Raw genomic sequence first — 14,471 nt, 5'->3', positions numbered from 1 at the left:
CGGGCTTCCCGGGAATCCTCTATCCCTCCTGCTCCTCCAGCCAGGCCTCCACCGCCGCGTCATACCGGCTCCGGCGGTACCACCCCACCGCGATCAGAATGAGAGACACCACAATCACCAGCGTCCTTTGCACCGAATCCGGGGAGAGCAGGCAGGACGCCAGCGCACCGGTCCCCCCGCCCGTACAGAACTCCGTAATAGATTTTGCCCGCTTCGCCTGTTTGCCCCACAGCCGTTCCCGGTCCATGGTCCGTATCATCGTCCGATCCCCCTTCATCAGCTGGTCCAGCGTCACGCCGAACTCCTCGCTCAGTCTCACCAACGTCTCCAGGTCCGGATAGCTCTTGCTGTTCTCCCAGTTGGACACGGTCTGCCGGGTCACATGGAACAGCGCCCCGAACTCCTCCTGGGTCATGCCCCGCTCCCGGCGCAGCCTGCCGATCTCTTCTCCCACACGCATGGCCGCTCCCTCCTTTCGCCCCTATTATCGCCAGATGTACCTCAAAAGGCAAGCAAAGATCCTTTGACACGGCTGATAAGTGCCGAAAATGAGCTAGTTCATACAAAAACAAGCCCTCCCGCGCCGCAGCGCAGGAGGGCTTGTTTTATCTTCCCATTAAACTCCGGTAAAAGTCCAGGGTGGAAAATCCCCGGTCCAGCTGAGCGGTGAGGAACCCCTCACACACCCGTCCAAACTGCTTCCAGTCCTCGCTCGGCAGCCGGAAGGAGAAGAGCCGTTTGGGGTCGCCGTACACCACATGGCGCATGGCCGCCAGAATGGCGGGGGTGAGGGCCAGTCCCTCCCCTCCCCTGCCCCGGCCGCAGGCTCCGCAGCGCAGTAACCCCTCCTGCCGGTCAAAGCGGGGCTCTACCGGCTCCAGAGCGCCGCACACGGCGCAGGAAGAGATGAGGGGCTCGTAGCCGATGAGGGCCATCAGCTTGAGCTCAAAGGCCCCCTTCACGATGGGCTGGGGCTTTTGCAGCTTGTCCAAAGCGTAGAGGGAGTTCAGGATCAGCGACAGCAGGGCGGGCTCGGGCTGCTCGTCCCCGGTCACCCGCTCCACCACCTCGGCGAAGTAGGAGCCCAGGGCCAGCTTCTCCACGTCCTGCCGCACCCCCCAGAAGAGCTCCAGGGGCTCGGCGCTGTTAAGGCCGTACCGCTCCCGGTAGCCGAAGAGGGTCACTTCCGACCAGGTCAGCAGCTGGCTGGAGGCCGCCAGGGGGCTCCCTCGGCGGCGGCAGCCCCGGGCCCGCACCGTCACCTTGCCCAGGTCCTGGGTGAAAAGGGTGAGGATGCGGTCGCTGTCCTTATAGTCCACGGCGCGGAGGACCAGCGCCTTGGTGTCGATGAGCATGTTACTCGTCCTTGTACCCGAAATTGTGGATCAGGTTCAGATTGTCCCGCCAGTTCTCCTTCACCTTCACCCAGGTCTGGAGGTAGACCTTGGCGCCCATGAAGCGCTCAATGTCCTGACGGGCCAGGGTGGAGATCTTCTTGAGCATGGAGCCGCCCTTGCCGATGATGATGCCCTTATGGCTCTCCTTCTCGCAGTAGATGGTGGCGTCGATCTCAATGACCTCGTCCCGCTCCCGCTCCACGAAGCGCACCAGCTCCACGGCGGTGCCGTGGGGGATCTCCTTGTCCAGGCAGAGCAGGAGCTTTTCCCGCAGAATTTCGGCACAGACCTGCCGCTCGGGCTGGTCGGTGACCATGTCCTCGGGGAAGAGCTGGGGTCCCTCGGGGAGGAACTCGTCCAGCACCTTCAGAAGCTCCTCCACGCCCTCGCCCTTCTTGGCGGAGATGGGCAGGATGGCGTTGAACTCATGGGCCGCGCCGTAGGTCTGCATGACGGCCAGGAGCTCCTCCTTCTCCACGGTGTCGATCTTGTTGATGAGGAGCAGGGACGGCACGCCCAGGGCCTTGATGCGCCCGATGAGCTCCTCCTCAGGGCCGCCGATGTGGGGGATGGGCTCCACGATGAGGCACACCGCGTCCACGTCGGCCACGCTGTCCTTGACCACCTTCACCATATAGTCGCCCAGCTTGGTGCGGGCCCGGTGGAGGCCCGGGGTGTCCAGAAAGACGAACTGGCTCTCCCCCCGGTTCACCACCGCGCAGATGCGGTTGCGGGTGGTCTGGGGCTTGTTGGAGACGATGGCGATCTTCTCGCCCACCAGGGCGTTGGTCAGGGTGGATTTGCCCACGTTGGGCCGCCCCACCAGGGCGATCATACCGGATTTTTTAATCATTTAGGTCATCCTCAACTTTCTTGAGCTTTTTAAACTTCTCCGTAGTAATTCAGGTCCTGCCAGGCCTCTTCCAACGGGACCCAGCCGCGGCCGTTCATATCGTACTCCTGGCGGACCACCTCGGTGAGGGCTCCGTCCACCCGGTCCTCCACGGTCAAAAGGACCCGGTCCTGATCGGAGGTCTCGCCGGGGAGCACCTGGCTGTCGGTGCGGCGGACGCACACCAGATTGCCGTCCTCCCAGCGGTAGAAGGCGTGGGTCCCCACCAGCCCGGCATAGCCGCCCCGGGCATAGCTGCGGACCACCTGCTCAGCACTGTCAAACTCCGGCGAGCAGACTTCCGCCAAGGCGGGCTCCTCCACAAACTGTCCCGCCTCCGGGTCCCAGAGCCAGTAGTTCCAATAGGTGGGCTGGTTGCCCATAAAGCGCAGGCATCCGAAATCGGGGTAGCCGTCGAAATTGGCGTCCACCACCTCGCTCACGCCGAAGAAGGAGGAGGTCTCCAGCTCCTGCTCCATCGTCTGGAGGGGGGCGGACAGGTCGGCGGGGTCCCACACCTGGATGTGGGACTGGTTCTCCTCCACATGGTCCAGGGTGACCCAGAAGTCCCCCACCTGGAGGGCCCTGTGGTTTTCATCCGCCAGCCACCGGACCGCGGTCTGCTCCGTGGCATGGTTGGCCTCCGCCGTGGGCGTGGGCTCGGCCTCCGGGGCCGAGCAGGCGCACAGCCCGCCCAGCAGCAGGGCGGCGCTCAGGGCCAGGGGGAGTTTATTCCGCGCCATGGTCCTCCTCCCGGGTGATGCCCAGCGCGCCCAGGATGGCCTCCTCCCGGGCTCTCATCTGCTTTTTCTGCACACCCTCGTCCAGGTGGTCGTACCCCAGCAGGTGGAGCACCGAGTGGACTGCCAGGTAGCACAGCTCCCGGCGCTCACTGTGGCCGAACTCCGCCGCCTGGGCCTTGATGTGGTCCACCGACAGCACCATGTCCCCCAGGGGCAGCAGGCCGCTGCCCGGGTCCAGAAGGTCGGTGTCCTCCGCCGTGGGAGGCTCCCCCGGGTTGAACTCGAACATGGGAAAGGAGAGCACGTCGGTGGCGCGGTCCACGTCCCGCTGCTCCTGGTTGATCTGGTGGATGCCTTCGTCGTCGGTGAACAGTACGTCGATCTCGCAGGGCAGGCCCACCCCTTCGGCCGCCAGGGCCGCGGGGATCACCTCCCGCAGGGCGTCGGCAAAGGGCTCCACGCCCTCCACCTCAGTCTCGATGATGATCTGGTGCTCCATGCAGGCTTTCTCCTTTCTTTCTGCGTCGAGCGGTGAAAAAACGAAAAGCCGCCGTGAACGATGCAGCGTTCACGGCGGCGGTGGTCGGAGTGCCGGGATTCGAACCCGGGGCCTCTTGGACCCGAACCAAGCGCGATACCAAACTTCGCCACACCCCGATAGGACAGTTTCTAATTATAAGTGCTCTTTCTCCGTTTGTCAAGCCTTCCAGACAAATCTTCCCGCTTCGTCCGTCCGGCGCGGACATTCGCCCACTTGCCTCCCCACTTCTTTTTACAAGGTAAAAAACTTGGGAATATTATTGACATTTTGGGCAGAAGCATATATAGTTGTGTCGTTCGAAAAGGCGTACCCAACCGCCAATTGGGTGCGCCTTCTATTTCTAATGTGAAATGGGGGAGGATACATGGCTAAGGAGCTGATCCGTCTTTCGGACTGTTTTGTCCAGTTCGATGACGACATCATCTTGGATCATATCAATCTCTACATCAATGACAAGGAATTCCTGACACTTCTGGGCCCCAGCGGCTGCGGGAAAACCACCACCTTGCGCCTCATTGGAGGGTTTTTGAAACCGACCTCCGGCGAGGTGCTTTTTGACGGCGAACGGATCAACGACGTGCCTCCCCACAAGCGGGCGGTCAACACTGTGTTCCAGAAGTACGCCCTCTTTCCCCATCTGAACGTGTTTGAAAATATCGCCTTCGGCCTGCGGATCCCCCAGGCCGCGCCCGGCGAGAAAAAGAAGCGCAAGCTCCCCGAGAGCGAGATCCAGCAGCGGGTCATGGAAATGCTGGAGATCGTCAACCTGAAGGGCTTCGAGAAGCGCTCCATCGCCTCCCTCTCCGGCGGCCAGCAGCAGCGTGTGGCCATCGCCCGGGCTCTGGTCAACCAGCCCAAGGTCCTGCTGCTGGATGAGCCTCTGGGCGCGCTGGACATGCGCCTGCGCAAGGACATGCAGAACGAGCTCAAGCGCATCCAGCAGACCATGGGCATCACCTTTATCTATGTCACCCACGATCAGGAAGAGGCCCTGGCCATGTCCGACACCGTGGTGGTCATGGACGGCGGCCACATCCAGCAGATCGGCACCCCCGAGGACATCTACAACGAGCCCAAGAACGCCTTCGTGGCCGACTTCATCGGCGAGTCCAACATCATCGACGGCATCATGCGCGCCGACGGGGTGGTGGAGATCTTCAATCGGAAGTTCCAGTGCCTGGACAAGGGCTTTGAGAAGGACGAGCCGGTGGACGTGGTCATCCGGCCCGAGGACGTGGACATCGTGCCCGAGGATCAGGGTCAGCTCCGGGGCACCGTCACCTCCGTCACCTTCAAGGGCATGCAGTACGACATCATCGTGGATTTCTACGGCTTCAAGTGGCTCATCCAGACCACCGACTTCTGCCCCGTGGACTCCCGCATCGGCATCAAGATCGACCCCGACGGCATCCACGTCATGAAGAAGAGCCAGTACTCCGGCATGTTCGGCGATTACAGCTCTTACAGCGAGGAGTACGAGGAGATCAGCGACGCCGAGTACGACCCGGAGGCCGAGGAGGAGCAGGAGGACGGCCATGAAGAATAGGCTCTCCCTCTTCGCCGGCCCCTATGTGGTGTGGATGGCCCTCTTTGTGGTCATCCCCATCCTGATGATCGTCTTTTACGCCTTCTCCAGCGCCGACGGCGGCTTCACGCTGGACAATTTCACCCGTATCGGGGAATATCTCCCCGTCTTTCTCCGCTCCTTTGAGCTGGCGTTCCTGGCCACCCTCATCTGCCTGCTCATCGGCTACCCCATCTCCTGCGCCCTGGCCCGGGAGGGGGCTCAGTTCCAGCGCATCGCCATGATGCTCATCATGCTGCCCATGTGGATGAACTTCCTCCTGCGTACCTACGCCTGGATGTCCATCCTGGAGAACACCGGCCTTCTGAACCGCTTCTTCTCCGCCATCGGGCTCTTTGATCTCATCAACAGCATCTTCGGCACCGACATTCAGTACTTCAAGATGATCAACACCCCCGGCGCCGTGGTGCTGGGCATGGTGTACAACTTCCTGCCCTTCATGATCCTGCCCATCTACTCGGTCATCGTCAAGCTGGACCACCGGCTCATCGAGGCCGCCCGGGATCTGGGCGCCGACTCCGCCACCGTGTTCCGCCGGGTCACCCTCCCCCTGTCTCTGCCGGGTGTGCTCAGCGGCATCACCATGGTGTTCGTCCCCGCGGTGTCCACCTTCGCCATCTCCCAGCTGCTGGGCGGCGGCAAGCAGATGCTGCTGGGCAATCTGATCGAAATGCAGTTTAAGGGCGCGGCCTACAACCCCTATCTGGGCTCCGCCGTGGCTCTGGTCATGATGATCGTGGTGGTCATCTGCATGGCCGTGATGAATCGCTTCGGTGAGGGCGAGGAACAGGCGGTGGTCCTGTGAAAAACAAACCTTCCGTGTTCAGCCGGGTCTTTATGGCCCTGGTGTTCGTCTTTCTGTACGCCCCCATCTTCGTTCTCATCGTCTTTTCCTTCAATGACTCCAACTCCCGCTCGGTGTGGGCCGGGTTCACCCTGGACTGGTATGTGGAGCTCTTCAAGGATCAGCAGATCATCGACGCCCTCTACACCACCCTGGCCGTGTCCGCCCTGGCCTCGGTCATCGCCACTGTGGCGGGCACCTTCGCCGCCATCGGCTTTTACAACATGCGCCGGCGCTGGCGCACTCCCCTGATGACGGTGAACAACATCCCCATGATGAACGCCGACATCGTCACCGGCGTGTCCCTGTGCCTGTTCTTCGTGGCCGCCTTCGGGCTGTGGAGCACGGTGGCCTCCTGGCTCAACGCCAACCTGGGCACCGCCCTCCCCACGACGCTCTATCTGGGCTTCGGGACTATGCTGGTGGCCCACATCACCTTCAACATTCCCTATGTCATCCTGTCCGTCATGCCCAAGCTCCGGCAGATGGACAAGAACCTGGTGGATGCCGCCCAGGACCTGGGCTGCACCTGGATGCAGGCCTTCTGGAAGGTCGTGGTGCCCGAGATCAAGCCGGGCATCGTCAACGGCCTCCTCATCGCCTTCACCATGAGCGTGGACGACTTCGTCATCTCCTACTTCACCGCCGGCTCGTCCACCGCCAACCTGGCCATGCGCATCTACGCCATGACCAAGAAGCGCATCAGCCCCAAGGTCAACGCCGTGTCCACCCTGCTGTTTGTCACGGTGCTGGCCCTCCTCATCGTCATCAACGTGCGGGAGGCCCGGCAGGCCAAGGCCGAAGAGCGGCGCAAAGCGGCTTGATTTTTACCCTGCGGGGTGAAAATAGATTCTTACACATTGGAGGAATGATCAATTGAAGAAAACAGTATCCCTGACGGTGGCTCTGGCCCTGTCCGCCGGCCTGCTGGCCGGCTGTTCCGGCACGGCGTCCAATCCCGGTTCCGGTTCCGAGGACCGCGTGGTCAACGTGTGCAGCTGGGGGGAATACATCGACGAATCGCTCATCTCGGAATTCGAGGAGCAGACCGGTATCAAGGTCAACTATCAGACCGTCCCCAGCAATGAGGAGCTCTACTCCATCCTCAGCCTGGGCGGCGCCAACTATGACGTCATCGTTCCCTCCGACTACATGATCTCCCAGCTCATCGAGGAGGACATGCTGGCCGAGCTGAACTATGACAACATCCCCAACTTCGACCTGATCGCCGACCGGTTCAAGAACCTCTCCTACGACCCCGAGAACAAATATACTGTTCCCTATGCCTGGGGCACCCTGGGTATCATCTACAACTCCTCCATGGTGGACGAGGAGATCACCAGCTGGGACGCCATGTTCGACACCAAGTATGCCGACCAGGTGCTGATGATCAACAACTCCCGGGACGCTCTGGGCATCGCCCTGATGGACCTGGGCTACTCGGTGAACACCGACAGCGAGGAAGAGCTCCAGGCCGCCTACGAGCGCCTGGCCAAGGCCAAGGAGGACGGCGTCTATCAGGCCTTCGTCATGGACGAGATCTTTGATAAGATGGAGTCCGGCGAGGCCGCCATCTCCACCTACTACGCCGGCGACTACCTCTCCATGCTCCAGAACAACCCCGATCTGAAGTATGTGGTCCCCGAGGAGGGCTCCAACTGGTTCGTGGACGCCATGTGTGTCCTCAAGGACGCCGAGAACAAGGACGAGGCCGAGGAGTGGATCAACTTCATGTGCTCCACCGAGGCCTCCCTGCGGAACATGGACTACATCTGGTACGCCTCCCCCAACGAGGAGGCCCTGGAGCAGTACCCCGCCTACTACGAGGAGAACTACGGCGAGCCCCTGGACCAGGAGCTCTATGAGATCATGGCCGCTCCCCAGGAGGTGCTGGACCGCTGCGAGGCCTATCTGGTCCGCCCCGTAGAGACCCGCACCCTGTACAACGACCTGTGGACCCAGCTGAGCATCTGATCCCACAACACCATGACCGGCGACAGCCTTTGGGCTGCCGCCGGTTTTTTCTTCTCTTGCAAAGCCGGGAAAAAACGTGTACACTTGCCTTGTTATCCCAAAATCAAACTGGAGCGTGATCACCCATGTCCATTTCCGTCGGCGCTCGTGGCTGTGCTGAGACCACCGTCACCGAGCAGAATACCGCCCTTGCCATGGGCAGCGGCCTGCTGCCCGTGTTTGCCACCCCCGCCATGGCCGCCCTGCTGGAGGCCGCCGCCGTCAACGCCTGCCAGGCCGGCCTGGAGGAGGGCCAGGGCACCGTGGGCACCCATCTGGACATCAGCCACGACGCCGCCACCCCCGTGGGCATGACCGTCCGGGCTGAGGCCGAGGTCACCGCGGTGGACGGCCGGGCCGTCACCTTCGCCGTGCGGGCCTTTGACGAGGCCGGGCAGATCGGCGGGGGCACCCACCAGCGCTTTGTCATCGACAACGATCGCTTCCTCAGTAAGGCGCAGAAACGGGGGGCGAAGTAACATGTCCATCGAAGCCTGCCGCGCCTACTTCCGGGCCCTGGGCCGGGAGAGCGACATCCTGGAGTTCAGCGTGTCCAGCGCCACCGTGGAGCTGGCCGCCCAGGCCGTGGGGGTGGAGCCCGCCCGCATCGCCAAGACACTCTCCTTCCTGGTGGAGGACGCCTGCGTCCTCATCGTGGCCGCCGGGGACGCCAAGATCGACAACAGCAAATTCAAAGCCCAGTTCCACACGAAAGCCAAAATGCTCACCCCCGAGCAGGTGGAGGCCTTCACCGGCCACGCCGTGGGCGGCGTGTGCCCCTTCGGCATCCCGGAGGGCAGCGCCGTGACCACCTACCTGGACGTGTCCCTCCGCCGCTTCGAGACGGTCTACCCCGCCGCCGGCAGCTCCAACTCCGCCATCCAGCTCACCTGCGACGAGCTGGATGCGTACGCCCACAGCGCCGGCTGGGTGGATGTGTGCAAAAACTGGGCCTGAGAAAGGAACCATTATCATGCGCCGTTTTCTGCAAAACTTCCAGCTGAATTTCCTGCTGGCCTCGGTCCTCTATATCGTGCTGGGCGTGGTGCTCATCCTGCGTCCCGGCTTCACCGGCATCCTGCTGTGCCGCCTGTTGGGCGGCGGTCTGCTGCTCTACGGCCTCTTCGCCCTGGGCGGCTACCTCATCCGCAGCCGGGAAATGGAGGCCTTCCGCCTGGAGCTCTTCTTCGGCGTGGTGGCCGCCGCGCTGGGACTCTTCTTCCTGCTGAATCCCACCGCCATCCTCTCCATCCTCCCCACCATCCTGGGCGTCTATGTGGTCATCGACAGCCTGGTGGCCCTCCAGCGGGCCATGCGGCTCTACCGCATGGAATACCCCCGGTGGTGGGCCAGCCTCCTGATGGCCCTGCTGGGCGTGGTGCTGGGCGTGCTGCTGGTACTGCGTCCCTTTGGCGCCACCCGGCTGCTCATCCGCTTCATCGGCGTGGTGTTCGTCTACCTGGGCATCTCGGACCTGTGGTCCCTGCGCAAGCTCTCTGCCCTTATCCGGGATCTGCGGGAGCGCGCCCCCATTGAGATCGACCCTATTGACCTGGAATAAGCATGAAAAAACGCCGGGCTTGCCGCCCGGCGTTTTTTTACTGATCTTCGTAGAAGCTGATGCGGCCCCGGCCCGCCCGCTTGGAGGCGTAGAGGGCCTTGTCCGCCTTGCGGAGCAAGTCGTCGAACTCGGCGCCGTCCTTGGGGAAGAAGGCCACCCCGATGCTGCTGCTGATCTCCAGGGGGGAGTCCACGCAGGCGATCTTCACCGTCTGGCGGCACAGCTGTCCCAGCTTGTTCTCAGCAAAGGTGCGCTCCCCCATCCCCTTCATCACCACCAGGAACTCGTCGCCGCCGAAGCGGGAGACGATGTCATCCGGGCGGAAAAGGCGGCGGACGCTGTGGCCGAAGGCGGTGAGGATCTGATCCCCCGCCTCGTGGCCCAGGGTGTCGTTGAGGGTCTTGAAGCGGTCGATATCCATAAAGGCCACCGTCAGCTCCAGCGGGGTCTGGCGGCTCTCCTGCCGCAGTTCCTCAAAGAGGATGTGGGCCCCGGCGCGGTTGTAGAGCTGGGTCAGCGCGTCGGTGTTGGCCCGCTTCTGCCACTCGGTGGCCTCCTTCTTGATGCGGTTGATGTTGGTCAGCTTTCCCACGTACCCCAGCTCCCGGGTACGGTCGTTCTTGTCGTTGATGGCGTGGATCACCAGGTGGAACCAGGGCCGACTACCGCTGGGCAGCGGGAGGCGCAGGTCCATCTCCATCTCGGGCACCGCCCAGGTGAGGCCCCGGCGCTTTTTCAGCAGCTCCTCGTACTCCTCCGGGTAGAAGGTCCGCTCCGAGAGGGGGCGCTTGCTGTACGCGTTGACGTAGGCCGGGACCTGGAACACCTTGCAGAACTTCTCGCTGAACTCCATGGAGTCGAAGAGGGCGTTGTAAGTAAAGATCATATCCTCCGAGAGCTCGGCGATGATGCGGTACTTCTCCTGCTCCAGGTCGAAGAGGAGCTGGGCCTCCTCCGAGCTGGTCACCGACTCCGGCGGCTTGGCGATGGGGGGCAGCATCTCCTCCCGAAGGGAGAACGGCGCGTGCTTTTCCTCCCACTCGGCCTCGCCCGCCACCTCCTTCACCAGCTGCGGGGAGATCCGCCGGAGGGATTCCAGGATCTTGGGGTTGAAGGCGCCGCACTCCCCGTACAGGATCATCTGCACCGCCTCGTTGGCGGTATAGGCCGCCTTATACACCCGGCGGCTCACCAGCGCCTCGTAGGCGTCGGCGATGGACACCGCCTGGACCCAGATGGGGATCTCCTCTCCCTTCAGGCCGTCGGGGTAGCCGCTGCCATCCCAGCGCTCATGGTGGTGGCGGCAGATCTCATAGCAGTACTGCCGCCCCTCCTCCCCGGTCTGGAAGTCCATCCGCTCGGCCAGCTCGCCGCCGTAGATGGTGTGGGACTTCATGCACTCGTACTCGTCCTCGGTGAGGCGGCCGCTCTTGTTCAGAATGGCGTCGGGCACACCGATCTTGCCGATGTCGTGGAGGATCGACAGCTCCGCCACCCGCTTCACCAGCTCCTCGGTGAGCTGGTACTCGGGGAAGTGCTCCATCACATCGGTGAGGAGCAGCCGGGTGATCTGCCGCATCCGGCGCACGTGGACTCCCGAATTCACGTTCCGGAAGCCGATGGCCGCACTGAGGGTCTCCACGATGGATTTGTTGGTCTTGCGCAGGCGGGCGTCCTGCTCCCGGATGCGGGCGGTCTGCTCCTCCACCGCCTGCTCCAGCTCGTAGCGGTGGCGGTAGAGCTCCACCATGCTGTCCACCCGGCGGCGCACCACCTGGGGCCAGAAGGGCTTGGTCAGGATGTCCATGGCCCCCAGCTCATACCCGCGCTCCAGGACCTCCTCCGCCCGCTCCTCGGCGATGAGAAAGACCGGGACGGCCCGCAGCCAGCCCTTCTGCCGGGCGATCTGAAGCACCTCGAACCCGTCCAGGCCCGGCATGTCCACGTCCAGCAGCACCGCCGCCAGCTGAAGGCAGTAGGTCTCCATCATCTGGATGCCCTCGTTGCCGTCGGCGGCCTCCACGATCTCATACTCCGGGCTGAGCAGCTGCCGCAGCTGGGCGCGGTCCTCGGACTGATCGTCTACCAGTAAGATTGTCCCTCTCTCCTGCACTGTGTTCACATCCTTGTCACTCCGCGGGTCTGATCCGGCATTACCCCTGTGGCCGTATCACTTTCATTTTACCTTTTTCAGAGCATTGTTGCAAGCTTTTTCTCCGCTGCCATGGGAAATTATTCGCGAAAAAGTGACAAAAACGCCCCTGTCTCCTTCTGACAGGGGCGTTTTCTCTTATTCCCAGATCTGGAAACTGTCATCCAGCACCGCGCGGCGGTGGAAGGTGACGAAGTCGGGCGCGGCCTCGGGCAGCTCCTCCCGGATGGCGTTCAGGATGAGCTCCGGGTTGAGGCCGGGGTTCTGGGCCCGCAGCACCAGGTCCAGACACACCACGTCCCGCCGCTCCTCAATGGAGGTGCGGGCGATGAGGGGGATCAGGTCCACCTCGGTAAAGCCGCTCTTGGCCTTCTTGGAGCGCTTCCGGACCACCAGGCTCTCCCGGCCCAGCAGCTCCTGAATGTCGGTGTCCACCCCGAAGGGGGCGCCGCTCTCGTACTCCAGGGTGACGATGTAGTTGACAAAGCACAGCTCCTTCACCGGACGCTGGGCCTCGTAGCAGCGGTGGACCAGGATGCCCTCGGGCAGCACCGCGTTCAGCCGCTCCGGCACGGTGTCCAGGTCCACCTCCCCCAGCAGCTGGCACTCCAGCACCTCACAGGCGCTGGAATAGCCCACCGACAGGGGCAGCGGGATGGACACGAAGGCGTGGGGGTTGAAGCCCTCGGTGTGTTTGATGGCCAGGCCCGCCCGGAGGAAGGCCCGCTGGAAGGTCCGCATCAGGTCCAGATGGGAGATGAATTTGGCGGTATCCACTTTGGAAAAGGCCAGTCTGTGTGTGGTCACAGGTCCTTCCCCTCCTTTTCACGCAAAATCAGCACTCGGCGTCGCACACGCCGTTGGGATAGAGCTTATCGGCCCCGCAGCCGGTGCACTGCTGCCGGCAGTCGGGGGTAATGACGCCCTCGTAGGCCCGCTCCCGCTCCCGCCAGAGGAACCGGGGGCTCACGCCGGTGGAGGTGATGCTCCAGGGCAGGATCTCGTCCTTGTCCCGCTGCCGGCAGGCGTAGAAGGCGGGGTCGATGCCGCACTCCTCCATGGCCTCCACCCAGCGGTCGTAGGAGAAATATTCGTTCCAGGTGTCCAGCTTGGCGCCCTTGTGCCAGACGCACTCCAGCAGGTCGGCCAGCCGCCGGTCGCCCCGGGCCAGCACGGCCTCCAGCACGCTGGTGTCGGCCTCGTGCCAGTGGTAGACGGTGGAGCGGCCCCGCATGTGCTCCCGCAGGAGCTTCACCCGGCGCTCATACTCCTCCCGGGTGATCTGCCCCTCCCACTGGAAGGCGGTGTGGGGCTTGGGGACGAAGAAGGCGGTGGAGACGGTGATCTTCACGCCCCGGGCCCGGTTGGGGGTGACCTCCCGCCAGACGCGGTAGACCTTGTCGGCCAGGTCGGCGATGCCCAGCACGTCCTCGTCGGTCTCGGTGGGCAGGCCCAGCATGAAGTAGAGCTTCACGGTGGACCAGCCGCCGGCGAAGGCGGTACGGCAGAAGTTGAGGATGTCCTCCTCGGTGACGTTCTTGTTGATGACGTCCCGCAGGCGCTGGGTGCCCGCCTCGGGGGCGAAGGTGAGGCCGCTCTTGCGCCCGTGCTGGAGCCGCTCCATGAGGCTCCAGGAGAAGTTGTCCGCCCGCAGGGAGGGCAGGGACAGGCTCACCCCGTTGGGGTCGCACCACTCCTGCAGCCCGTCACACAGGTCCAGCAGCCGACGGTAGTCGCTGGTGGACAGGGACGAGAGGGTCATCTCCTGATAGCCGGAGTTCTGGCAGGACTCGATGCCCTGCTTCACCAGGGTCTCGGGCTTCTTGCACCGCACCGGGCGGTAGGCGTACCCCGCCTGACAGAACCGGCAGCCCCGGATGCAGCCCCGGAACACCTCCAGCATCACCCGGTCATGGACGATCTCGGTGGAGGGGACGATGGTCTTGGTGGGGAAATAGGCCTTGTCCAGATCCTGCACGATGCGCTTGGTCACCACCGCGGGGGCCCCGTGGGTGGGGGTGATGGAGGCGATGGTGCCGTCCTCCTTGTACTCCACCTCATAGAGGGAGGGTACATACAGGCCGGGGATCTGAGCCGCCGCAATGAGCAGCTCCTCCTTGGTCCAGCACTCCTCCTTGGCCTTGCGGCACAGCTCGATGAGCTCCACCGTCACATCCTCGCCCTCGCCCAGGGAGAAGATGTCGATAAAGGGGGCCAGCGGCTCGGGGTTGAAGGCGCAGGTGCCGCCGGCGATGACCAGGGGCGAGAGGCCATCCCGGTCCTCGCTGCGCAGGGGCAGCCCCGCCAGATCCAGCATGTTGAGGACGTTGGTGTAGGACATCTCATAGCCCAGCGAGAAGCCGATCACATCGAAGTCGGCGATGGAGTCGCCGCTCTCCAAGCCGTAGAGGGGGATGCCCTCCCGGCGCATCTCGGCCTCCATGTCCCCCCAGGGGGCGAACACCCGCTCGCACCACACCCGGTCCATCTCATTCATCACGCCATAGAGGATGCGGATGCCCAGATTGGACATACCGATCTCGTAGGTGTCCGGGAAGCAGAGGGCCACCCGGATGTCCACCTGGCTGCGGTCCTTCATCACCGCATTATACTCCCCGCCCGTGTAGCGCGCAGGCTTCTGCACGCGGGGCAGGATATGCTCCAAAGTACGATTCATCTCGTTACCGTCGCTTTCTTTCCCAGACTGTGCCTACTCAAAAAAGTCAGCTTTTTATTTTACCTG

At 63.2% G+C, this 14,471-nt stretch carries 15 protein-coding genes and 1 tRNA gene; 7 read left to right on the top strand and 9 right to left on the bottom strand.

Annotation, left to right across the window (positions count from 1 at the left end; all coding sequences use genetic code 11):
• Positions 1–19: 19 nt before the first annotated feature.
• From B5G43_RS04685 to B5G43_RS04660, 6 genes are all read right to left on the bottom strand, one after another.
• The gene (locus tag B5G43_RS04685) at positions 20–460 is read right to left on the bottom strand and encodes a helix-turn-helix transcriptional regulator (RefSeq protein ID WP_087259314.1); all 441 of its coding nucleotides are present in this window, start codon (positions 458–460) and stop codon (positions 20–22) included.
• Positions 461–605: 145 nt separating this feature from the next.
• On the bottom strand, positions 606–1,355 hold the full coding sequence (gene recO, locus B5G43_RS04680) for a DNA repair protein RecO (protein ID WP_087259313.1): 750 nt from the start codon (positions 1,353–1,355) through the stop codon (positions 606–608).
• A gap of 1 nt (position 1,356) precedes the next feature.
• Positions 1,357–2,250 carry a GTPase Era gene (gene era / locus B5G43_RS04675; RefSeq protein ID WP_087259312.1) on the bottom strand — a complete coding sequence of 298 codons (894 nt, stop codon included), beginning with the start codon at positions 2,248–2,250 and terminating at the stop codon, positions 1,357–1,359.
• Positions 2,251–2,279: 29 nt separating this feature from the next.
• Positions 2,280–3,032, bottom strand: a complete 753-nt coding sequence (locus B5G43_RS04670; protein ID WP_087259311.1) for a hypothetical protein — start codon at positions 3,030–3,032, stop codon at positions 2,280–2,282.
• Positions 3,019–3,531: an rRNA maturation RNase YbeY gene (gene ybeY, locus B5G43_RS04665; RefSeq protein WP_087259310.1), complete on the bottom strand. Its 513-nt coding sequence runs from the start codon at positions 3,529–3,531 to the stop codon at positions 3,019–3,021. The genes B5G43_RS04670 and ybeY overlap by 14 nt, the downstream gene beginning before the upstream one ends.
• An 81-nt stretch (positions 3,532–3,612) precedes the next feature.
• Positions 3,613–3,689: transfer RNA gene (locus tag B5G43_RS04660), tRNA-Pro, on the bottom strand.
• A 248-nt stretch (positions 3,690–3,937) separates the two neighbouring features.
• On the opposite strand from B5G43_RS04660, the gene B5G43_RS04655 reads away from it, so the two are divergent.
• From B5G43_RS04655 to B5G43_RS04625, 7 genes are all read left to right on the top strand, one after another.
• Positions 3,938–5,119 (top strand): ABC transporter ATP-binding protein, encoded by a 1,182-nt coding sequence (locus B5G43_RS04655; protein WP_087259309.1) that lies wholly within the window; start codon positions 3,938–3,940, stop codon positions 5,117–5,119.
• Positions 5,109–5,963, top strand: coding sequence for an ABC transporter permease (locus B5G43_RS04650; protein ID WP_087259308.1), 855 nt, complete (start codon positions 5,109–5,111; stop codon positions 5,961–5,963). Before B5G43_RS04655 ends, B5G43_RS04650 begins: the two co-directional genes overlap by 11 nt.
• A gap of 32 nt (positions 5,964–5,995) precedes the next feature.
• Complete coding sequence (locus B5G43_RS04645) at positions 5,996–6,826, top strand: ABC transporter permease (protein ID WP_087259393.1); 831 nt, start codon at positions 5,996–5,998, stop codon at positions 6,824–6,826.
• A gap of 52 nt (positions 6,827–6,878) precedes the next feature.
• Complete coding sequence (locus B5G43_RS04640; RefSeq protein WP_242960455.1) at positions 6,879–7,976, top strand: spermidine/putrescine ABC transporter substrate-binding protein; 1,098 nt, start codon at positions 6,879–6,881, stop codon at positions 7,974–7,976.
• Positions 7,977–8,101: 125 nt separating this feature from the next.
• Entirely contained in the window at positions 8,102–8,494 is a 393-nt protein-coding gene (locus B5G43_RS04635; RefSeq protein ID WP_087259307.1) for a thioesterase family protein, read from the top strand.
• A 1-nt stretch (position 8,495) separates the two neighbouring features.
• On the top strand, positions 8,496–8,972 hold the full coding sequence (locus tag B5G43_RS04630; protein WP_087259306.1) for a YbaK/EbsC family protein: 477 nt from the start codon (positions 8,496–8,498) through the stop codon (positions 8,970–8,972).
• 16 nt (positions 8,973–8,988) lie between these two features.
• The gene (locus B5G43_RS04625; protein ID WP_158097355.1) at positions 8,989–9,576 is read left to right on the top strand and encodes a DUF308 domain-containing protein; all 588 of its coding nucleotides are present in this window, start codon (positions 8,989–8,991) and stop codon (positions 9,574–9,576) included.
• A gap of 37 nt (positions 9,577–9,613) precedes the next feature.
• On the opposite strand, the gene B5G43_RS04620 is transcribed toward B5G43_RS04625, so the two are convergent.
• The 3 genes from B5G43_RS04620 to B5G43_RS04610 form a co-directional block, all read right to left on the bottom strand.
• The gene (locus B5G43_RS04620; RefSeq protein ID WP_087259304.1) at positions 9,614–11,698 is read right to left on the bottom strand and encodes a diguanylate cyclase; all 2,085 of its coding nucleotides are present in this window, start codon (positions 11,696–11,698) and stop codon (positions 9,614–9,616) included.
• 168 nt (positions 11,699–11,866) lie between these two features.
• Positions 11,867–12,535 (bottom strand): TIGR03936 family radical SAM-associated protein, encoded by a 669-nt coding sequence (locus B5G43_RS04615; RefSeq protein ID WP_087259303.1) that lies wholly within the window; start codon positions 12,533–12,535, stop codon positions 11,867–11,869.
• Between the two features lie 28 nt (positions 12,536–12,563).
• Positions 12,564–14,405, bottom strand: a complete 1,842-nt coding sequence (locus B5G43_RS04610) for a TIGR03960 family B12-binding radical SAM protein (protein WP_087259302.1) — start codon at positions 14,403–14,405, stop codon at positions 12,564–12,566.
• Between the last annotated feature and the right edge of the window lie 66 nt (positions 14,406–14,471).

Origin of the sequence: Flavonifractor sp. An92 (genome assembly GCF_002159175.1) — a bacterium.
In the GTDB taxonomy this organism is placed as follows: Bacteria; Bacillota; Clostridia; order Oscillospirales; family Oscillospiraceae; genus Pseudoflavonifractor_A.
Note: the sequence above shows the minus strand (reverse complement) of the source record. Positions and strands in the feature narration are given on the sequence as shown.

What these genes read in the sequence shown, in the direction of transcription:
- B5G43_RS04625 (WP_158097355.1), top strand. Translation starts at nt 8,989, where the DNA reads ATGCGCCGTTTTCTGCAAAACTTCCAGCTGAATTTCCTGCTGGCCTCG.
- B5G43_RS04645 (WP_087259393.1), top strand. Translation starts at nt 5,996, where the DNA reads ATGGCCCTGGTGTTCGTCTTTCTGTACGCCCCCATCTTCGTTCTCATC.
- ybeY (WP_087259310.1), bottom strand. Translation starts at nt 3,531, where the DNA reads ATGGAGCACCAGATCATCATCGAGACTGAGGTGGAGGGCGTGGAGCCC.
- B5G43_RS04635 (WP_087259307.1), top strand. Translation starts at nt 8,102, where the DNA reads ATGTCCATTTCCGTCGGCGCTCGTGGCTGTGCTGAGACCACCGTCACC.
- B5G43_RS04610 (WP_087259302.1), bottom strand. Translation starts at nt 14,405, where the DNA reads ATGAATCGTACTTTGGAGCATATCCTGCCCCGCGTGCAGAAGCCTGCG.
- B5G43_RS04630 (WP_087259306.1), top strand. Translation starts at nt 8,496, where the DNA reads ATGTCCATCGAAGCCTGCCGCGCCTACTTCCGGGCCCTGGGCCGGGAG.
- B5G43_RS04685 (WP_087259314.1), bottom strand. Translation starts at nt 460, where the DNA reads ATGCGTGTGGGAGAAGAGATCGGCAGGCTGCGCCGGGAGCGGGGCATG.
- B5G43_RS04650 (WP_087259308.1), top strand. Translation starts at nt 5,109, where the DNA reads ATGAAGAATAGGCTCTCCCTCTTCGCCGGCCCCTATGTGGTGTGGATG.
- B5G43_RS04670 (WP_087259311.1), bottom strand. Translation starts at nt 3,032, where the DNA reads ATGGCGCGGAATAAACTCCCCCTGGCCCTGAGCGCCGCCCTGCTGCTG.
- B5G43_RS04655 (WP_087259309.1), top strand. Translation starts at nt 3,938, where the DNA reads ATGGCTAAGGAGCTGATCCGTCTTTCGGACTGTTTTGTCCAGTTCGAT.
- recO (WP_087259313.1), bottom strand. Translation starts at nt 1,355, where the DNA reads ATGCTCATCGACACCAAGGCGCTGGTCCTCCGCGCCGTGGACTATAAG.
- era (WP_087259312.1), bottom strand. Translation starts at nt 2,250, where the DNA reads ATGATTAAAAAATCCGGTATGATCGCCCTGGTGGGGCGGCCCAACGTG.